Source organism: Pseudomonas sp. LBUM1648 (assembly GCF_059716145.1).
In genome coordinates, this window is sequence record NZ_CP166808.1 from 1,674,099 (window position 1) to 1,693,293 (window position 19,195).

Sequence of the window (19,195 nt, forward strand, 5' to 3'; positions counted from 1 at the left end):
CACATGGCAACGCTCATCGGCACCGTTACTAAAGTCATTGGTCAGGTTTTCGCGCAGGGCATCGACGGCACTCGTCGCGCCTTGGTTGAGGGCGACAAGTTGTTTGCCGGCGATCAACTGATCACCGGAGCCGAAGGCGCCGTCGCCGTTCATCTGCAAAATGGCCAGGATTTGACCTTGGGCCGCGGCAGTAACCTGACCATGACCAGTGAGCTGCTGGCCGGGCAGGTTGCTCATGTGAACACCGCGGAGGCCTTGACCCCGAGCGACGCGCAACTGACCGATGTCGAGCAGATCCAGAAAGCCATCGCTGCCGGTGACGACCCGACCAAAACCGCCGAAGCCACCGCCGCCGGCCCCAACGCCCCCGGCAACCCCAGTGGCGAATTGGGCGGCGGGCACAGTTTTGTCCTGCTGACGGAAGTCGGCGGGCGGGTCGATCCGATCATCGGGTTCCCCACCGCCGGGTTCAACGGCATTCCCGAGTTTCCCGAAGAGCGGCGTAACGCGGTCATCGACAATGGCGACGACGGCGTCGCCCCCGCCCCCGTTGTGCCACCGCCGCCGGTGAATAATCTGGTGACCCTCAACGGCCTGGCGGCGCCCGGCGGAGAGCTGAACCTCAATGAAGCTAACCTGCCTGACGGCTCGGCGGCCAATCCCGGCGCCCTGACCCAGAGCGGCAGCTTCACCGTATCGGCGCCGGACGGTTTGACCAGCCTCAGCATCGGTGGCATCAACCTGATCAACGGCGGCGTGGCGGTCGGCTTCCCGCAGTCGATCACCACGCAACTGGGCAACACCCTGACGATCACCGGTTACAACCCGGCGACAGGCGTGGTCACTTACAGCTACACGCTCAATGGCAATGAAACCCACGCGGCGGGTGACGGCAGCAATAGTCTCAGTGAACAATTCACCGTGATTGCTGGCGACAGCAATGGCGACACCGCGACCGGAACGCTGGACGTCAACATCACTGACGACGTGCCCAGAGCGATCGATGACAGCAATGGCACCGCCTCGGAAACCCAACTCACGCTGACCGGCAACGTTCTGACCAACGATGTACAAGGCGCTGACCGCGTTCCGACCGGTCCCATTACGTCCGGTACGTTCACCGGGACTTACGGCACGCTGGTGCTCAACGCCAACGGCACTTACACCTACACCCTGAACACCAGCGACGCCGATTTCAAAGCCCTGAACGGCGGCGGCAACGGCACGGAAACGTTCACCTATACCCTCACTGATGCCGACGGCGATACCAGCACCGCCAACCTCGTTTTGCAGATCAACAACAATGACGATCCGGTGGTGATCAACGGTTTGAACGTCGAGGGCGGGGAACTGACGGTTTACGAGCAAAACCTCAGCGACGGCAGTGCGCCGGATTCCACTGCGCTGACTCAAAGCGGCACCTTCAGCATCACCGCGCTGGACGGCGTAACAACCCTGACCGTTGGCGGTATCAATGTCGTCACCGGCGGCGTGGCCGCAGGCTTCCCGCAATCGATCACTACACCTTTGGGCAGCACGCTCACCATCACTGGATTCAACGCCACAACAGGCGTGGTCAGCTACAGCTACACCCTCGCCGATAACGAAGCGCATCCGACCGCCAACGGCGCCAACAACTTGCCCGAGCAATTTGCGGTCACCGTGGTCGATGACAACGGCACCACTGCCAACGCGACCCTCGACGTCAACATCGTCGACGACTTGCCAAAAGCCGTGGACGACAGCAACACCACCACCGCCTCGGAAAGCCAACTGACACTGACCGGCAACGTGCTGACTAACGACGTGCAAGGCGCCGACCGCGTCACTACCGGCCCGGTTACGGCCGGCACGTTCACCGGGACTTACGGTACGCTGGTGCTCAACGCCAACGGCACTTACACCTACACGCTGAACATCAGCGACGCCGACTTCAAAGCCTTGAACGGTGGCGGCGACGGTACAGAAACCTTCACCTACACCCTCACTGATTCGGACGGCGACACCAGCACCGCGAACCTCGTTCTGCAGATCCACAATAACGACGACCCGGTGATCATCAACGGCCTGGATGTGAATGGCGGCGAACTCACCGTCTACGAGAAAAACCTCAGCGACGGCAGTGCGCCGGATTCGTCCGCGTTGACCCAAAGCGGCACCTTCAGCATCACCGCGCTGGACGGCGTAACAACCCTAACGGTTGGCGGCATCGCAGTCGTCACCAACGGCGTGGCCGCAGGCTTCCCGCAATCGATCACTACACCTTTGGGCAGCACGCTCACCATCACTGGATTCAACGCCACAACCGGCGTGGTCAGCTACAGCTACACCCTCGCCGATAACGAAGCGCATCCGACCGCCAACGGCGCCAACAACCTGCCTGAGCAATTCGCTGTCACCGTGGTCGACGACAACGGCACCACCGCCAACGCGACCCTCGACGTGAACATCGTCGACGACTTGCCAAAAGCGGTGGACGACAGCAACCCAACCACCGCTTCGGAAAGCCAGCTCACGCTGACCGGCAACGTCCTGACCAACGACGTACAAGGCGCCGACCGCGTGCCGACCGGCCCGATCACTGCCGGCACTTTCACCGGGACTTACGGCACGTTACAGCTCAACGCCAACGGCACTTACACCTACACGCTGAACATCAGCGACGCCGACTTCAAAGCCTTGAACGGTGGCGGCAACGGCACGGAAACGTTCACCTATACCCTCACCGATGCCGACGGCGATACCAGCACTGCGAATCTGGTTTTGCAGATCCACAACAACGACGATCCAGTGATCATCAACGGCCTCGACGTCAACGGCGGCGAGCTGACGGTTTACGAGCAAAACCTCAGCGACGGCACCAGCCCCAACACCCCGGCGCTGACTCAGAGCGGCACCTTCACTGTCACGGCGCTGGATGGTCTGCAAACCCTCACCGTGGGCGGCATAAACGTGGTGACCGGCGGCGTGGCCGCAGGCTTCCCGCAATCGATCGTCACGCCGCTGGGCAGCACGCTGACCATCACGGGTTACAACCCGACAACCGGCGTGGTCAGCTACAGCTACACCCTGGTCGACAACGAAACCCATCCGAACGCCAACGGCGCCAACAGCATCACCGAGAACTTCAACGTCGTCGCCACAGACACCGACGGCAGCACTGCCAGCGGCCAGATCAACGTCAACATCGTCGATGATCTGCCTAGCGCCTATCCCGATGCGGCGTCGGTGGCCGAGGGCGGTACCGTCAGCGGCAATGTGCTGAATAACGACATCGGCGGCGCCGACGGCCCGGCGGTTACCGGCGCGGTGGTCGGCGTGCGTGCAGGTTCCGACACGTCGACCTCGGCCATCGGTGGCTTGAACGCGCAAATCAACGGCACCTACGGCTACCTGACGCTCGATGCCAACGGCAACGCGGTCTACCACAGCAATCCGAATGGGGTGAACGGCCCCGGTGCGGTGGATGTGTTCACCTACACCGTGCGCGATGCCGACGGTGACGAAAGCACCACGACCATCACCATTGATGTAGCCAACAGCAAACTGTATGCGGTCAGTGACACCGACGTCACCGTCTTTGAGAAAGCCCTCGACCTGACCAAGGACGGCGCCGATCTGGCCCCTGGTACGGTCACCGGCAGCGACCCGACCAACACTGGCGAAACCGCGTCCGGCACGCTGGTCGGCTCGGTCACCGGTGCGGTCGGTGCGATCAGCTATGCGCTGGTCGGCAGTGCCACCGGCAACTACGGGCAGATCGTGCTCAATTCCAACGGCACTTACACCTACACCCTGACAGCGCCGGCGACCACCTCGCCGAATGCCGACGACGGCGCCAACACCCTGACCGAATCCTTCACCTATCAGGCCACCGATTCGCTGGGCAATATTGTCACCAGCACCATCGTTGTCAGCATCGTCGATGACGTGCCAAAAGCTGTGAACGACAGCAACGCGAACACCGCTTCGGAATCGTTGCTGACCCTCAACGGCAATGTGCTGACCAATGATGTTCAAGGTGCGGACGTGGTCGCGACCGGGCCGATCACTGCCGGCACGTTTGTCGGGACTTACGGCACCCTGGTGCTCAACGCCAACGGCACTTACACCTACACGCTGAACACCAGCGACGCCGATTTCAAAGCCCTGAACGGTGGCGGCAACGGCACGGAAACCTTCACCTACAACCTCACCGATGCCGACGGCGACACCAGCACCGCCAACCTGGTGCTGAACATCCACAACAACAACGATCCGGTGGTACTCAACGGCCTCGACGTCTACGGCGGCGAACTCACCGTCTACGAGAAAAACCTCAGCGACGGCACCAGCCCCAACACCCCGGCGCTGACCCAAAGCGGCACCTTTACCGTCACCGCGCTTGATGGCCTGCAAACCCTTACCGTCGGCGGGATCGCGGTGGTCACCAACGGCGTGGCCGCAGGTTTCCCGCAATCGACTGTTTCGCCACTGGGCAGCACGTTCACCATCACCGGTTACAACCCGGCGACCGGTGTGATCAGCTACAGCTACACCCTGGTGGATAACGAAACCCATCCAAATGCCAACGGTGCCAACAGCCTCACCGAGAACTTCACCGTGGTGGCGACCGACACCGATGGCAGCACCGCCAGCGGCCAGATCAACGTCAACATCGTCGATGACCTGCCGACCGCCAAACCCGACACCGGCTCAGTGGCGGAGGGCGGCACCGTCAATGTCAGCGTTTTGGGTAATGACGTCAGCGGTGCCGATGGCGCGGCCACGGTGGTCGGCGTGCGCGCCGGCAGCAACACCGGCACCTCGGCCGTCGGCGGCCTCAACAGCAATATCAACGGCGCCTACGGTTACCTGACCCTGGACGCAGCAGGCAACGCCGTTTACCACAGCAACCCGAACTCGGTGAGCCCGCCGGGCGCCACTGACACCTTCACCTACACCATCCGTGACAGTGACGGCGATGAAAGCACCACGACCATCACCATCAACGTCGCTGACTGCAAGCTCGTGGCCTCGGTCGATCAGGACGTGACGGTTTACGAAAAAGCCCTCGACCTGACCAAGGATGGCGCGGATCTGGCACCGGGTACGGTCACCGGCAGGGACCCGACCAACACTGGCGAAACCGCCACCGGAACACTGGTTGGCGCCGTCACCGGCGGCAGTGGCGCGATCACTTACACACTGGTCGGCAGCGCCACCGGCACCTACGGGCAGATCCAGCTCAACGCCGACGGCACCTACACCTACACACTGACTTCGGCGCCGAAAACCTCGCCGAACGCCAACGACGGGCCGAACACTCTGAGCGAAAGCTTCACCTACAAAGCCACCGACGCGCTGGGCAACAGCACCACCAGCACCCTTGTCGTCAACATCGTCGATGACGTGCCGAAAGCCGTGGCCTCGGATCGTTCGGTGACAGCGGTGGAGATCGATTCCAATCTGCTGATCGTCCTCGACATCTCCGGCAGTATGGCTGACGCGTCCGGCGTGCCGGGCCTGTCGAGGCTGGCGCTGGCCAAGCAGGCCATCAGCGCCTTGCTCGACAAGTACGATGATCTGGGTGATGTGAAAGTGCAGCTCGTCACCTTCAGCAGCAACGCCACTGACAGAACCGCGGTGTGGGTGGACGTGGCCACGGCCAAAACCATTCTCGCCGGGCTCACGGCGGGTGGCGGCACCAACTACGACGCTGCCGTGGCGGTGATGCAAACTGCGTTCAATACCTCGGGCAAACTCACCGGGGCGCAGAACGTTGGCTACTTCTTCTCCGACGGCAAACCCAACGAGGGCGACATCAACGCCGCTGACGAAGCCGCGCTGAAAAACTTCCTCGATGCCAACAACATCAAGAACTACGCGATCGGCCTGGGCAGCGGCGTGAGCAATGCCAACCTCGATCCACTGGCCTACGACGGCATCAACCACACCAACACCAACGCGGTGGTGGTCACCGACCTCAACCAGCTCAACTCGGTGCTGTCGGGCACCGTGGAAGGCGCACCGGTTACCGGTTCGTTGCTGGGCCAGGGCGGCACCTTCGGCGCCGATGGCGGGTTCATCAAATCCATCGTGGTTGACGGCACCACCTACACCTACGATCCGAAAGCCAACGGCGGACAGGGTTCGCTGGTGCCAAGCGGCGGCGTCAATCACGGTACGTTCAACACCGCAAACAACACGTTGAGCATCGCCACCAACAACAGCGGCACGCTGCTGATCAACCTCGACACCGGCGAGTACACCTACACCTCGCAAAAAACCACCACCACGGTGATCACCGAGAGCATCGGCTTCACCGTGAGTGACAACGACGGCGACCTCGCCAGCTCGACGCTGACCGTGAAGGTGATCCCCAACGCGCCGCCAGTGGCGATGGACGACCACATCATCACCAACGTGCTGTCGAGCAACATCGTCGTGCCGGGTGAGCTGCTGCTGGCCAACGACACCGATCCGAACGGCGATACGCTCAACGCTACGCCAACCAGCTTCAACACCGGCTGGATCTCGAAAGCGGCGGACTTCACCGGCACTGGCGCCATCAGCTTCACCGGCACCAACCCCAACACTGCTGCCAACCAGAACCTGGCCAACGTGCGTAATTCGTTCTCGGCCAACGCGGCAACCATGACCGCCGTGCTGGTGGTCAGCGGCTACCTCGGTGCGGTGACCAACACCAACGCCAACGATGAAGATCGCATCACCGTCAACCTGCGCCAGGGCGAAACCCTCAATCTGGATCACAACCTGGCAGCCGGTAACGTCAGCATGGAGTACTCGATCAACGGTGGCGCCTACATGGCGCTGGCGGACGGCCAAACCCTCACCGCGACGTCGAACGGCGTCTACCAGATCCACATCACCAACATCACCAACCCCACGGGTGGTAACGCCAACGGGTTGGAAAACTACCAACTGACCATGACCCTCAACTACGCCGGGGCACATGACATCACTCCGGATTACAACGGCACCTACACCGCCAACGACAACCACGGTGGCAGCGACACGGCCGCCGTAACCATCAGCTATCAGGATGGTCACACCCTCACCGGCACTGCGGGCGATGACGTGCTGGTGGCCGGCACCGGCAACAACATCCTCAACGCGGGCGACGGTAACGACGTGCTCACCGCAGGCTCCGGCAATAACGAACTGCATGGCGGCGCGGGTAATGACTTGCTCTACAGTGGCCCGGGCAATGACCTGCTCGACGGCGGCAGCGGCATCGACACCGCGAGCTACGCCCATGCCACTGCCGGGGTCACGGTCAACCTCGGCCTGCTTGGTGCGCAAAACACCCTTGGCGCCGGGACGGACACCCTGACCGGCATCGAAAACCTCGTCGGCTCGAACTTCAACGACAGCCTGACCGGCGACAACAATAACAACGTGATCAACGGCGGTTTGGGCAACGACACCCTCAACGGTGGCGGCGGCGATGACCTGCTGATCGGCGGCCTGGGCAACAACACGATGACCGGCGGCGCAGGGGCCGACACCTTCCAGTGGCTCAAAGGCAACAGCGGCCACGACCTCATCACCGACTTCACCCCCGGCACCGACAAGCTCGACCTGTCGCAACTGCTGCAAGGTGAAAACGGCAGCACGTCGTCACTCGATGACTACCTGCACTTCACCGTCACCGGCAGTGGCGCGTCGGTCCTCACCAGCATCGACGTCAGCGCCATGGCCGGCGCCACGCCGAACCAGACCATCGACCTGGCCGGCGTCAACCTGGCTAGCCACTACGGCGTTACGCCGGGGGCGGGTGGGGTGATTGCCAGCGGGCATGACACGGCGACGATCATCAGCGGCATGCTGAATGATCATTCGTTGAAGGTGGATACGGTGTGATCGGCCTTTGATTCAGGCCTGAAACCACAAAACCCGCCGTCCCGGTTGAACGGGGCGGCGGGTTTTTCATGCCCGAAGACAGGTGTTATCTGAGGGGCTGCCTTCGCGAGCAGGCTCGCTCCCACCATTGACCGCGTTCCACTGTGGGAGCGAGCCTGCTCGCGAAGGGGCCAGAGTTGCCATCGAATGTTCAGCGGGTGTTCACCACGCCGGCATCAGCCCGGCAACTCCAGATTATCCAGCACCCGATTCACCGCCAGTTCTCCCAGCATGATCAGTTGCGCAATGCCCTGTAGGGTTCTGCGCTGCGACGCGGGTATGAGATGGGCGAAGTCATTGGCGATGGTTCGTGCTGAAGCGAGGGTTTCGCAGGCATCGGCCAGTAGCTCCTCGTTTTTGAAGTCCGCGGTAGCGGCGTACATTCTGCGGTTTTTACGTGGCGGAGGCGTCGAGCCAGGCGAGCAGAGGTAATGATCGAGGGCGCGGTCGGCGGCTTCGTTGAGCTTTTTCGAGTCGAGGGATTCGTAGGGGGAGGTGGGGTCGGTTTCAGGCGGGTTGGGCGTTGGTTTGATCATGGTTAAAGTCTCTAGAGTAGTGAAGCTATCACCGTTCGCTGCTAACGAAGGAGGTGGCGGCTGTACGCGGGTTAGCAGACCAGGACTCTAGAACCCGGCGCACCGAAGTGCCCCACGCAAAGCCGCCATAACGGCAACGGACTTTGTGCGTCTAGAGAAAACCCGGGCTGCTAAACCCGATCACTGAAAAGTCAGCGACCGAGCCACAACAGAACCCGCCCCCAAGGCGCACAAGCCGGCGGATTCTGGCGTAGCTGTAGGCAATTACGCAAGGCTGTGTAGCCTCAGAGAGTGTTTGCAGGCCTGGTTTAAACGTAGGTGTTTAAAGTCAAAAGATCGCAGCCTGCGGCGGCTCCTACAGAGGATCTTCATGAGCTGCCGCAGGCTGCGATCTTTTAGCGTTTCAGGATTTACGCAGGGTCTTCTGCCGAAGAATATAAACCGTCACCAACACCGCACTGGTCAGCATGAACCCTCGCGCCCACGGCAGCGGCACCAGATAGCAGGAAAACAGTATGCTCGCCCACATCAGCCCGATCGCGTAGACCTTGCCCTTGAGCGGAATGCCGTTGCCATCGAGGTAATCGCGAATCCACGGCCCAAGGCGCGGATGCTCGACCAGCCAGCGATAAAAACGCGGAGAGCTGCGGGCGAAACACGCGGCCGCGAGCAATAGAAAGGGGGTAGTGGGCAGGACAGGCAGGAAAATCCCGATCACCCCCAATGCGACGCTAAGCCAGCCGATGGCCAGCAGGATGTAGCGCAACATCAGGGGGCGGTTGCCTATGGGGTTGTCCATAGGCCGTATCTTAGTGGTGACGAGGCTTGAGAATCGCCGGTTTTTCGTCTGGAGCCTGGCACAGCAGGTACAGCGCGGTCAGGGCTTCCGGGATCTGTACGATCATGTCGTCCATCAGGTTGGCGTCTTTGGCGATGTCTTCGAACTCTGGCTGTTCGTCGAACAGGCCCGAACCGACCATGATCGGCAGAAGCATTTCGCTGACTTCTTCTTCGGCGGTTTCGAACCAGGCCGCTTCGCGCAGGAACACGCCTTCCATGAAGCCGATGCACCAGCCACGCAGTTCCGAATCGTCCGGCTCTTCGCCCAGATCCAGTTCGCATGGCAGTTCGAATTCTTCGTCGGACGCCAGTTGGCGGGCGATGTGCGCCTTGAGGCCGATCAGGGTGGCTTCGATCTCTTCGCGCTGTGCCTCGCTGCTGTAATGCGGCTCTTCGGCGAACAGGGCGTCGATCCACTCACGTTCCGATACGTCTTCCGCGCAGATCGACAACGCGGTGAGGTAACCGTGGGCGGCCACGTAATCCAGCGCCTCGTCATGCAGTTCGTCGGCGTCGAGGAAGACTTGCAGGCGGGTCAGTTGCTCAGCGAAGGACATTACGGGGCTACCTTGGGGGAATAAACAATGCGGGAATTCTAGGCCTTCTTGAGCGCTCAAGCCAGCCGCATGGCAGATTTGCCTGATTGCGGCAGGTTTCTCGAGTCTCTTATCAGCGGCACCCTCTGCGGGGGAGGGCTCGGGTATACTGCCTAGTTTTGCGATCCCTGCCCGTATTGCGGCCGCCATGCAACGCGCCCTTACGTTTTGTTTAAGCAGCTCAGGCTGTCTTGAACCAGCCTGAGCAGGGATGTTTCGGTAGATTTTTGGAGTTTTTATGCTCGAACAGGCTCAACGCGTCCTCAAGGACATCTTCGGCTACGACAGTTTCCGTGGCCGGCAGGGTGCAATCATTGAGCGCGTGGCCAGCGGCGGTGATGCGCTGGTGCTGATGCCTACCGGTGGCGGCAAGTCCCTGTGCTTCCAGGTGCCCGCGTTGTTGCGCGATGGCCTGGCGGTGGTGGTCTCGCCGTTGATCGCCTTGATGGACGATCAGGTCGCCACCCTTGAAGAGCTGGGTGTGGCCGCCGCCGCGCTGAACTCCACTTTGAGCGCCGAACAGCAGCGTGATCTGGCGGCGCGGATCAAGCGCGGTGAAGTGAAGATGTTGTATCTGGCGCCCGAGCGTCTGGTGCAGCCGCGCATGTTGTCGTTCCTGCAAGGGCTGAACATTGCCCTGTTCGCCATCGACGAAGCCCACTGCGTATCGCAATGGGGCCACGACTTCCGTCCGGAATACCTGCAACTTGGCCAATTGGCCGAGATGTTCCCCGATGTGCCGCGCATCGCCCTGACTGCCACCGCCGACAAGCGAACTCGCGAAGAAATCGTCACCCGCCTGCATCTGCAGAACGCCGAGCGCTTCCTGTCGAGCTTCGACCGGCCGAACATCTTCTATCGCATCGTGCCCAAGGAGCAGCCACGCAAGCAGTTGCTGGCGTTTCTGGCCGAGCGGCGCAGCGATGCCGGCATCGTCTATTGCCTGTCGCGTAAAAAGGTCGAGGAAGTCGCGGCGTTCCTCAGCGAGCAGGGTTTCCCGGCGCTGCCTTATCACGCCGGCCTGCCCAATGAGTTGCGTGCGTTCAATCAGAAGCGCTTCCTCAATGAGGAAGGGTTGATCATGGTCGCCACCGTGGCGTTCGGCATGGGCATCGACAAGCCCAACGTGCGCTTCGTCGCTCACCTCGATCTGCCGAAATCCCTTGAGGCGTATTACCAGGAAACCGGACGCGGCGGCCGTGACGGTCTGCCGGCGGATGCGTGGATGGCCTACGGCCTGCAAGACGTGGTGATGCTCAAGCAGATGCTGCAGAACTCCGAAGGTGACGAACGTCACAAGCGTCTGGAGCAGCACAAGCTTGACGCCATGCTGTCGCTGTGTGAGGAAACCCGCTGCCGTCGTCAGACCCTGCTGGCCTATTTCGATGAAGAGATGGCCGAACCTTGCGGCCATTGCGACAACTGCGTCGATGGCGTGCAGACCTGGGACGCCACCGAGCCTGCACGTCAGGCGCTGTCGGCGATCTATCGCACCGGTCAGCGTTATGGCGTCGGCCATCTGGTCGATGTGCTGCTGGGCAAGGACAACGAAAAGATTCGCAGCTTCGGCCATCAGCATCTCTCTGTGTACGGCGTCGGCAAGGCGCTGAGCGAGAGCGAATGGCGCTCGCTGTTCCGCCAGTTGGTGGCGCGCGGCCTGGCCGATGTCGATCACGAAGGCTACGGCGGCCTGCGTCTGAGCGACACCTGCCGGCCACTGCTCAAGGGCGAGGTTACGCTGGAACTGCGCCGCGATCTCAAGCCGCAGGTCACCGCCAAAAGCGGCAGCAAGAGCCCGGCCAGCCAATTGGTGCGCGGCGAAGAGCGCGAACAGTGGGAAGCCCTGCGTGCGCTGCGGCGCAAACTCGCCGAAGAGCATGGTGTGCCGCCGTACGTCATCTTCCCCGACTCGACCTTGCTGGAAATGCTCCGCAGCCAACCGACATCGCTGGCGGACATGGCTCGTGTCAGCGGCGTCGGCGCGCGCAAGCTGGAACGTTATGGCGAGGCCTTCCTCGAAGTGCTCGGCGGCGAAGCGGAGGCGCCGAAAGTGGTGGCCGACGTGCGTCACGAATTGATCACCCTGGCTCGCGCCGGCATGACGCCGATGCAGATCGCCGGTCAGTTGCAATGCTCGGAAAAGAACGTCTACACCATGCTCGCCGAGGCTATTGGCAAGCAGCAGTTATCGCTGGAGCAGGCGCTCGACCTGCCGGAAGAACTGATGGGTGAAGTGCAGGACGCATTCCTTGACGGCGAGGGCGAACTGCCGCCGGTCGCCGAAGTGGCTGAGCTGTTTGCTGGTCGTGTTCCAGAAGGTGTTCTTTATTGCGTGCGGGCTGCGCTGCAATCGGAATTCGAAATGTAAGGCGGCGTTTGCGCCAAGCCCCATACAGTTGTAACGATTCAGTACAGAGCGCCACTTGCCTATAGCTGCAGCTCATGCTTAGCTGACTAATAATTAGTTTTTCTCTATTACTTCAGTTTAATCACGAGAGTTTTATGCCGTTAACCGATCAACACCGCTTTGGCATGCAACTGGCCCAGATGTCGCGCGGCTGGCGTGCCGAACTGGACCGCCGGCTGGCGGGCCTGGGGCTGTCCCAGGCACGCTGGCTGGTGCTGCTGCACCTGGCGCGTTTCGAAGACGCCCCGACCCAGCGAGAGCTGGCGCAAAGCGTCGGCGTTGAAGGCCCGACGCTGGCACGCTTGCTCGATAGTCTGGAAGGCCAGGGTCTGGTGCAACGCCAGTCCGTGATGGAAGACCGCCGGGCGAAAAAAATCGTCCTCTGTGCCCCGGCCCTGCCACTGATTGAGCAGATTGAAACCATTGCCACCCAACTGCGTCACGAATTGTTCGAAGGCGTCGACGAGGCGGATTTGAAGGTGTGCATGCGAGTTCACGGGCACATTCTGGGCAACCTGGAAAAATCTTGAGGCATAACCACGTGCCGGTTTTTTGAGGGATCGCGTTGAGCAAGCTATAAGAACTACTAGGCAATATCGTGTTCGTACCGGATGTGCGAACGCATAGAAGTCGGTTTTGCTTATTAAAGGGATGCTCATGCTCGCAAGTTGGCACGTGGTACTGCGCATTTGCGCCAAAGGGCTGTTGGTCGCTGGCGCCGTCGGCTATTCAACCTTGTCGTTGGCTCTGGGGCTGGGTGACATCACGGTTCATTCGGGCCTTAATCAGCCTCTCAAGGCCGATATTGCGCTGATCGATGTCGGTGCTTTGACGCAAAGTGACCTGTCGGTGAGCCTGGCCACGGCAGACGAATTCGGCAGTGCCGGGGTCGAACGGGTGTTCTTTCTCAACGACCTCAAGTTCACGCCGATCCTGCATGGCAATCGCCAGATGATCCGGGTCACCTCCAGCAAACCGGTCAACGAACCCTTTCTGAATTTCCTCGTGCAGCTCAATCAGCCCAATGGCCGCTTGTTGCGCGAATACACCGTACTGATCGATCCGCCGGGCTCGCCGGGTATCGTGCCAGCCACCGATGAACCGGATCCGCGTGCGCAGTCTTCGGCGTTTCCCACGGTCGAACCGGTCACCGCGCTGCCCCAGGCAGCGCAGGGCAAGCGCGGAACACCTGCGGTGCCACCACCGACGACGGCGCCGGCCAACGAGGCGCTGGCCGAGCAATTGGCCGCCAGCGTGCTGCAGAGCCAACAATTGCAAAAGTCCCTGGACGAGCTGAATGCGAAACTGCAGGCACAGGATGTGCAGATTGCCGACGGCAAGAAGCAGGTCAGTGATCTGCAGACACGCTTGGCCGAATCTCAGAAGCCACCGCCAGCGCCGGTGGTAACTCCGGCACCTGCTGCGGTTGTTGCACCGGTCGAGTCCACGGACGACGGGTTGAACTGGCCACTGCTCGGAGGTCTGTTGTTACTGCTGGGGGCATTGGCTGCGTTGTTCGTTCATCGTCGACGCCAACAACAGGTGCCGAGTGACACACCAGTGCCGCTGTTGCCGCTGCGCAATGAGGTCGATGTGGATGAGCCCGAGAGCGCCGAACCGGTCAGGACTCACGCCTCAGCCGAGCATCGTGAAGAGCCGGCGGCGGGTGATGTCCTGGAAGCCGTGGGCATTTACCTGGCATACGGGCGACTTGGCGAAGCAGCCGGGTTGTTGCGCGATGCGCAGCACAAGGAGCCGGAGCGCATCGATCTCGGTCTGCAATTGCTCGAGGTGCTGGGGCGTCAGGGCGATAGTGCTGCTTACGAGCAGCAGGAAAGTCATTTGCGTGCGCGTGGAGTGGAGGCTCACCAGTTGCAGGATATTCGCGCCCGGCATCCGAAACTGACGAGTACTGAGCCGCTGGCGGCAACGGCACCATTGGTCGCCAGCATTACGCCTGTCATTGTTGCCGCTCCCGAATCCGCTGCGGCTGAGCATGATTTCGAGTTGAATCTGGATGAGTTGTCGATGGATTCCAGCTGGGATCTGGAGGACAGCCGTGCGGCACCGGTTCAGCCACCAGCCGAAGCGTCCGCTTTGGGTTCCAGCCTGCAAGTGTTGCCGCAGGACTTTGAATTGCCGGAAACCGTGACCAGCGATGAAGCCGAGCTTGAGTGGATCCCCGAGCCGGACGCGCAGCCGCTGGACGATGACTTTCTCAATGAATTTTCTGATCCGGAGCCATCGCTCGCGCTGGAGCCGTTGGCGTTGCAAATGTCGGAGCCCGAAGAAGCGGCAGGTTCCGGGAAGCTCGAACAGGCTCAGACCTGCATCGATGACGGCGACATCGACAGCGCAATTGCGTTGCTCAATGAATTGCTCAAGGAAGGGGATGAGCCTTTAAAGCAAACCGCGCGGACCCTTCTGGCAGGCATCCGCTGATCCCCTGTAGAAGCTGCCGAAGGCTCGGGCCGCGATCGGACGATCTTTTCAAAGCAAGATCAAAAGATCGCAGCCTCGTTTCACTCGACAGCTCTTACAGGGGGTATTCAAAAGGTTTGGCCCAGATTCAAATACACAGCCTGCTCATTCGCATCATTCAACCCATAACTGAAATTCAACGGCCCCAGTGGTGTATCGAAGCCAATAAACACACTGGCCGCATTGATGTAGCCACTGTCGAATTCATTGTCGTTGTTCCACGCTCGCCCACGTTCCAGCGACGCGCCAGCGTACAGCGGGAAATCCAGCGGCAGATATGAGCGCGGTGTCAGCCGACGGTAATACACTGCCCGCATCAAACTGACGTTCTGCCCGGAAATCGCGTCCTCACGGAAACCTGACAACTGCCGAGCGCCGCCGAGCAGGAAGCTCGACGTCACCACATTGGTGTCGTCGAGTGTGCGGCCATAGCGTCCCCCCAGAATCAGCGTGTCGGGTCCGTGACTCATGGCTTTGTCGAGTTTGAATTCCCATTGTCGGTAGCGTGTGTCTGAACCCAGGCTCGGTTCAAATTGCAGGAAGGTCAGGCTGACGTCCTTGCCCTCGTGCGGGTAGTAAACGTTGTCCAGCGAGTCGTAGGAATATTTCAACGAATAGAAGCCTTCGTTGAAGTTTTCGCTGGGCAGATCCTGATCGCCAATACGCACGTCGGCCTTGCCCCAGGCTTCACCGACACCCAAACGCACTTCGCCATTATTGCCGATCTGCCGACCGACATTCAGGGCCATTCCGTAGCGCTCGACCCGGTATTGAGCGATCGGATCATTGTCGAGCACCGCATCGACGTTCTGTGCCTCAAACACCACCGAGGGCGCTATGAAATAGCGAGAGCCGACGTCCAGTGGCTGATAAAACTCGCTGTACAGCTCCTGTTTTTCGCCGATCTGTGCGCGGGTCAGCCATTCCGCACCGAGGCGGTTGATGCCGTTGATACGGTAGCTGGCGCCAAGGTTGAAGGCGCTGGCGCCGCGCATGTCGTCCGACAGGTTGAGGCCGACTCGCAGGTAGTCGGTGCCGCTGCGCTTGCCCCGGGCGCTGATCACCAACGTGTGATCCTGACCCTTGTGCACTACGCGGTATTGCACCTGCTCGAAGTAATCGAGGCCGTACAAGGTGCCCATGTCCGAATGCAGTCGGCCCAGATCCAACGGCTCGCCGATGTGCTGACGGATGTAGTAACGGATCACATCGTCGTCGACTTTCGAGTCATTCTCGACCTTGATCGCGGTGATGATCGGCGTGCGTTGGCCGGGCGCGCGCGCGGCGTTGAGTTGGGCATCCTGAGCAACCACCGGTTTGAGCCGTGCCAGGCGGGCATCGAGGATTTTGGTAGCGCGGTAACCGGCATCTATCATTTCCTGGGCGCGGCCGAAATCAGTGACGCCGAAACTCGCCAGCGCCGGTTGGATCAGCACGTCTGTCGCTTTCAGCGCGGCCAGTTGCTCCTCGGAGTTGCGCCGGGTCATCAAGGTGATCGACTGGTTAAGTACATCAACCACGGTGGTCAGTTGCTTGCGGTTGCGCAGCGGTGTGCCGATGTCGACGACAATGGCGATATCGACGCCCATTTGCCGTGCGACATCGAGCGGGATGTTGTCGGTCATGCCGCCATCCACCAGCAGTCGGCCATCAAGTTCGACCGGGGCGAACACCGCAGGGATCGACATGCTGGCGCGGATCACCTGGGGCAGGTGGCCTTTGCGGAACACCACTTTCTCGCCGTTGGCGATGTCGGTGGCCACGGCGCGAAAGGGGATCGGCAGTTTGTCGAAGTCCCGGGTGTCGCTGGTGTGCGCCAGCAGGCTTTCCAGCAGCAGCGCCAGGTTCTGGCCCTGAATCACCCCCAGCGGCAGGCCGACGCTGCCGTCGTCGCGAAAGCTCAGTTTCTGCTTCACCAGAAAATCGCGGTCATCCTGCTTGCGCCGGAACGGCACGTCTTCCCGGGGCGGCGCATCGGACAACGCCTGTTGCCAGTCGATGCTCAGGGCGAGTTTTTCCAGTTCGTCGATCTTGTAGCCCGAGGCATACAGGCCGCCAACCACCGCGCCCATGCTGGTACCGGCAATCGCATCGATCTTGATGCCTTGCTCCTCCAGCGCCTTGAGCACGCCGATGTGCGCCAACCCGCGAGCGGCGCCACCGGACAGCACGAGGCCGACTTTCGGTCGCGGCGTTTCGCTGGCGAAAACGAACAGAGGAAGGAAACCAAGCAGCAGGCAGAACAGCAGACGGCGCATTGTGAGTCTCGGGGCAAGCGGTAAAGCCGGCTATTATAGCGGCGCCCTCTGTCTCAGGAGTTTCCACGAACATGACCGTCGCAAAAGCAGAAGTTGTCATCACTTATTGCACCCAATGCCAGTGGCTGCTGCGCGCCGCGTGGCTGGCGCAGGAACTGCTCAGCACCTTCGGCGATGATCTGGGCAAAGTGTCACTGGTGCCGGGCACCGGCGGGGTGTTTCACATCACTTGCGATGACGTGCAGATCTGGGAGCGCAAGGCCGATGGTGGTTTTCCCGAAGCCAAGGTGCTCAAGCAGCGAGTGCGCGATCAGATCGATCCTGACCGCGACCTCGGCCACAACGACCGTACTCAATGAGAGGTTGCTTCGGCGGCGACGGTTTTTTTGTCGGCATGGCCAGACATGCGCGCCGACACCACGATGGCGACGATGATCAATGCGCCGCCGAGAAGCATGCGTAACGTCGGGTTCTCATTGAACAGCAGCCAGGCGATGGTGATGCCGTAGACCGGCTCCATGGCGAACACCACTGCGGCGGTGCGCGCCTTGATCACCGCCAGGCTGGCGACGAACAGGCTGTGGGCGACGCCGGTGCAGAACACCCCGAGCAGGGCGATCCACAGCCAGTCCAGTGCGCGCACTTCGCTCAGTTGCGGCGCCGCGACCGGCAGCAGACACAACGCCACCACCACGTTTTGAGACAACGCCGCCTGCACCGCCGGGATGCGCCCGGAGCTGGCGCGGTTGGTCAGCGACAGCAGGGAAAACAACAGCCCGGACAGCACCGCCCAGAGTAAACCGACGGTAGAGCCGCTGGCCAGATCGAACGCGGGGGTCACCAGCACCAGACCGACGCTCACCAGCACCACCAGCACAATTTCATTAGCGCGGATGCGCTCACGGAAGATCAGCCCTTCGAGAATCACCGTGAAGGCCGGGAAACTGGCAAAGCCCAACGTCGCGATCGCCACGCCGGCAACCTTCACCGCAATGAAAAAGCTCACCCAATGTCCGGCCAACAGTACGCCGCTCAGCGCCAGGCGCCGCCAGTCCACGGCTTGCAGTTTTTGCCAGCCGCTCTGGCTGGCGAAACGGGCGAAAAACGCCAGGGCAAGTACGGCGAAAGCGGCACGTCCGAAGACGATCACGGCCGGCGATGCTGCGGCGAGTTTGCCGAACACGCCGGTCAGGCCGAACATCAGAGCGCCGATATGCAGGGCGCCGAGGGCGGTACGCGGGGTCATTGCAATCCTTAATCCAGACAAGGTTTTTTTGATTGATCGTTCCCACGCAGGAGCGTGGGAACGATCAATCGTCTGCGGCAGCTCCTACACATTGAACCGTGTAACGACGTATATGTCTGTCGGCGGACTATCGGGTTTTGTTGCAGGAATCGCGTCGTAGCTGGCCGGGCGATGAACCAAACTCACGCAGGACAGCGGCCGAGAAAGCGCTTTGCGAGCTGTAGCCAACGCGACTGGCGATTTCACCGATGGGCAGCACAGTCTCGCGCAGCAGGCCCATGGCCTTGTGCAGCCGCCGACTGCGAATGTAGTCCATCGGTGTCTGCCCGCATTCAGCGACAAACCGTGCGTGCAGGCGCGCCGTAGACAACCCGGCCACTTGCGCCAGATCGGCGACTTGCAGCGGGTATGCAGCGTTTTGCTCAATGTGCGCATCCAGCGCCGCGTAGGGCAGGCGCCGAGTGCAGACTTCGGCAGGTTTGGCGTGATTCAGACTGGCCAACAACAGCACTGCACCTTGCTGCGCAATCACTGGATCGGTGACCGGACTGTTCGCCAGCCAGTTGACCAACTGGCTTTGCCCGGAATCCAGCGACAGGCGCGCAGGGTTGTCGAGCAAGCGGCGGCTGGCGTCGGCATGGTCACCGAGTGAATCCGCGACCCATTGCCCATCGGGAATATCCAGCACCAGACAACGACTCCCCTGTGGACTGCCGCAGGCGTGATGGGCGCCGGAGGGGACCACCACGAAGCTCTGCTGACGCACCTGACTGCCACAACCTTCCACCTCGAAATCCAGCGCGCCGGACAGGCCGAACACCAGTTGGGCGTGCTCGTGGCTGTGGACGATCAGATCGCGGGTGTACTGACGCAAGGTAAGGATCGGTCGCATGGCAGATCGTCTCCGAAGTGATCGCCAGTCTACA

At 61.2% G+C, this 19,195-nt stretch carries 11 protein-coding genes; 5 read left to right on the forward strand and 6 right to left on the reverse strand.

Annotated features, from left to right (window positions below; all coding sequences use genetic code 11):
- The first annotated feature begins 3 nt into the window (after window positions 1-3).
- Window positions 4-7,866, forward strand: coding sequence for a retention module-containing protein (locus tag ACA043_RS07670; protein WP_497658926.1), 7,863 nt, complete (start codon window positions 4-6; stop codon window positions 7,864-7,866).
- Window positions 7,867-8,081: 215 nt separating this feature from the next.
- Here the strand turns inward: ACA043_RS07670 and ACA043_RS07675 are convergent, their stop codons facing one another.
- The 3 genes from ACA043_RS07675 to ACA043_RS07685 form a co-directional block, all read right to left on the reverse strand.
- Window positions 8,082-8,441, reverse strand: coding sequence for a DUF6124 family protein (locus ACA043_RS07675; protein ID WP_489878478.1), 360 nt, complete (start codon window positions 8,439-8,441; stop codon window positions 8,082-8,084).
- A gap of 403 nt (window positions 8,442-8,844) precedes the next feature.
- Window positions 8,845-9,240, reverse strand: a complete 396-nt coding sequence (locus tag ACA043_RS07680) for a YbaN family protein (RefSeq protein WP_025110581.1) — start codon at window positions 9,238-9,240, stop codon at window positions 8,845-8,847.
- Between the two features lie 10 nt (window positions 9,241-9,250).
- A complete protein-coding gene (locus tag ACA043_RS07685) occupies window positions 9,251-9,838 on the reverse strand; it encodes a UPF0149 family protein (protein WP_187677314.1) in 588 nt (195 codons plus the stop codon).
- A 277-nt stretch (window positions 9,839-10,115) separates the two neighbouring features.
- Between ACA043_RS07685 and recQ the strand changes: the two genes are divergently transcribed.
- The 3 genes from recQ (at window position 10,116) to ACA043_RS07700 (ending at window position 14,726) form a co-directional block, all read left to right on the forward strand.
- Complete coding sequence (gene recQ, locus ACA043_RS07690; protein WP_187677315.1) at window positions 10,116-12,245, forward strand: DNA helicase RecQ; 2,130 nt, start codon at window positions 10,116-10,118, stop codon at window positions 12,243-12,245.
- 134 nt (window positions 12,246-12,379) lie between these two features.
- Window positions 12,380-12,814, forward strand: a complete 435-nt coding sequence (locus tag ACA043_RS07695) for a MarR family transcriptional regulator (protein WP_187677316.1) — start codon at window positions 12,380-12,382, stop codon at window positions 12,812-12,814.
- A 127-nt stretch (window positions 12,815-12,941) separates the two neighbouring features.
- A complete protein-coding gene (locus ACA043_RS07700; RefSeq protein ID WP_497658927.1) occupies window positions 12,942-14,726 on the forward strand; it encodes a motility hub landmark protein FimV in 1,785 nt (594 codons plus the stop codon).
- A gap of 107 nt (window positions 14,727-14,833) precedes the next feature.
- Here the strand turns inward: ACA043_RS07700 and ACA043_RS07705 are convergent, their stop codons facing one another.
- On the reverse strand, window positions 14,834-17,023 hold the full coding sequence (locus ACA043_RS07705; protein WP_497658928.1) for a patatin-like phospholipase family protein: 2,190 nt from the start codon (window positions 17,021-17,023) through the stop codon (window positions 14,834-14,836).
- 71 nt (window positions 17,024-17,094) lie between these two features.
- On the opposite strand from ACA043_RS07705, the gene ACA043_RS07710 reads away from it, so the two are divergent.
- Window positions 17,095-17,382, forward strand: coding sequence for an Rdx family protein (locus ACA043_RS07710; protein ID WP_095187805.1), 288 nt, complete (start codon window positions 17,095-17,097; stop codon window positions 17,380-17,382).
- Here the strand turns inward: ACA043_RS07710 and ACA043_RS07715 are convergent.
- Together ACA043_RS07715 and ACA043_RS07720 are read right to left on the reverse strand one after the other, a co-directional pair.
- Window positions 17,376-18,269, reverse strand: a complete 894-nt coding sequence (locus ACA043_RS07715) for a DMT family transporter (RefSeq protein WP_497658929.1) — start codon at window positions 18,267-18,269, stop codon at window positions 17,376-17,378. The genes ACA043_RS07710 and ACA043_RS07715 overlap by 7 nt on opposite strands.
- A gap of 127 nt (window positions 18,270-18,396) precedes the next feature.
- Window positions 18,397-19,161, reverse strand: a complete 765-nt coding sequence (locus tag ACA043_RS07720) for a helix-turn-helix transcriptional regulator (RefSeq protein ID WP_401268948.1) — start codon at window positions 19,159-19,161, stop codon at window positions 18,397-18,399.
- Window positions 19,162-19,195: the final 34 nt, after the last annotated feature.

Excerpts from the sequence above, each read along its gene's own strand:
- recQ (WP_187677315.1), top strand. The coding sequence starts at position 10,116 with ATGCTCGAACAGGCTCAACGCGTCCTCAAGGACATCTTCGGCTACGAC.
- ACA043_RS07675 (WP_489878478.1), bottom strand. The coding sequence starts at position 8,441 with ATGATCAAACCAACGCCCAACCCGCCTGAAACCGACCCCACCTCCCCC.
- ACA043_RS07700 (WP_497658927.1), top strand. The coding sequence starts at position 12,942 with ATGCTCGCAAGTTGGCACGTGGTACTGCGCATTTGCGCCAAAGGGCTG.
- ACA043_RS07685 (WP_187677314.1), bottom strand. The coding sequence starts at position 9,838 with ATGTCCTTCGCTGAGCAACTGACCCGCCTGCAAGTCTTCCTCGACGCC.
- ACA043_RS07670 (WP_497658926.1), top strand. The coding sequence starts at position 4 with ATGGCAACGCTCATCGGCACCGTTACTAAAGTCATTGGTCAGGTTTTC.
- ACA043_RS07720 (WP_401268948.1), bottom strand. The coding sequence starts at position 19,161 with ATGCGACCGATCCTTACCTTGCGTCAGTACACCCGCGATCTGATCGTC.
- ACA043_RS07715 (WP_497658929.1), bottom strand. The coding sequence starts at position 18,269 with ATGACCCCGCGTACCGCCCTCGGCGCCCTGCATATCGGCGCTCTGATG.
- ACA043_RS07695 (WP_187677316.1), top strand. The coding sequence starts at position 12,380 with ATGCCGTTAACCGATCAACACCGCTTTGGCATGCAACTGGCCCAGATG.
- ACA043_RS07705 (WP_497658928.1), bottom strand. The coding sequence starts at position 17,023 with ATGCGCCGTCTGCTGTTCTGCCTGCTGCTTGGTTTCCTTCCTCTGTTC.
- ACA043_RS07680 (WP_025110581.1), bottom strand. The coding sequence starts at position 9,240 with ATGGACAACCCCATAGGCAACCGCCCCCTGATGTTGCGCTACATCCTG.
- ACA043_RS07710 (WP_095187805.1), top strand. The coding sequence starts at position 17,095 with ATGACCGTCGCAAAAGCAGAAGTTGTCATCACTTATTGCACCCAATGC.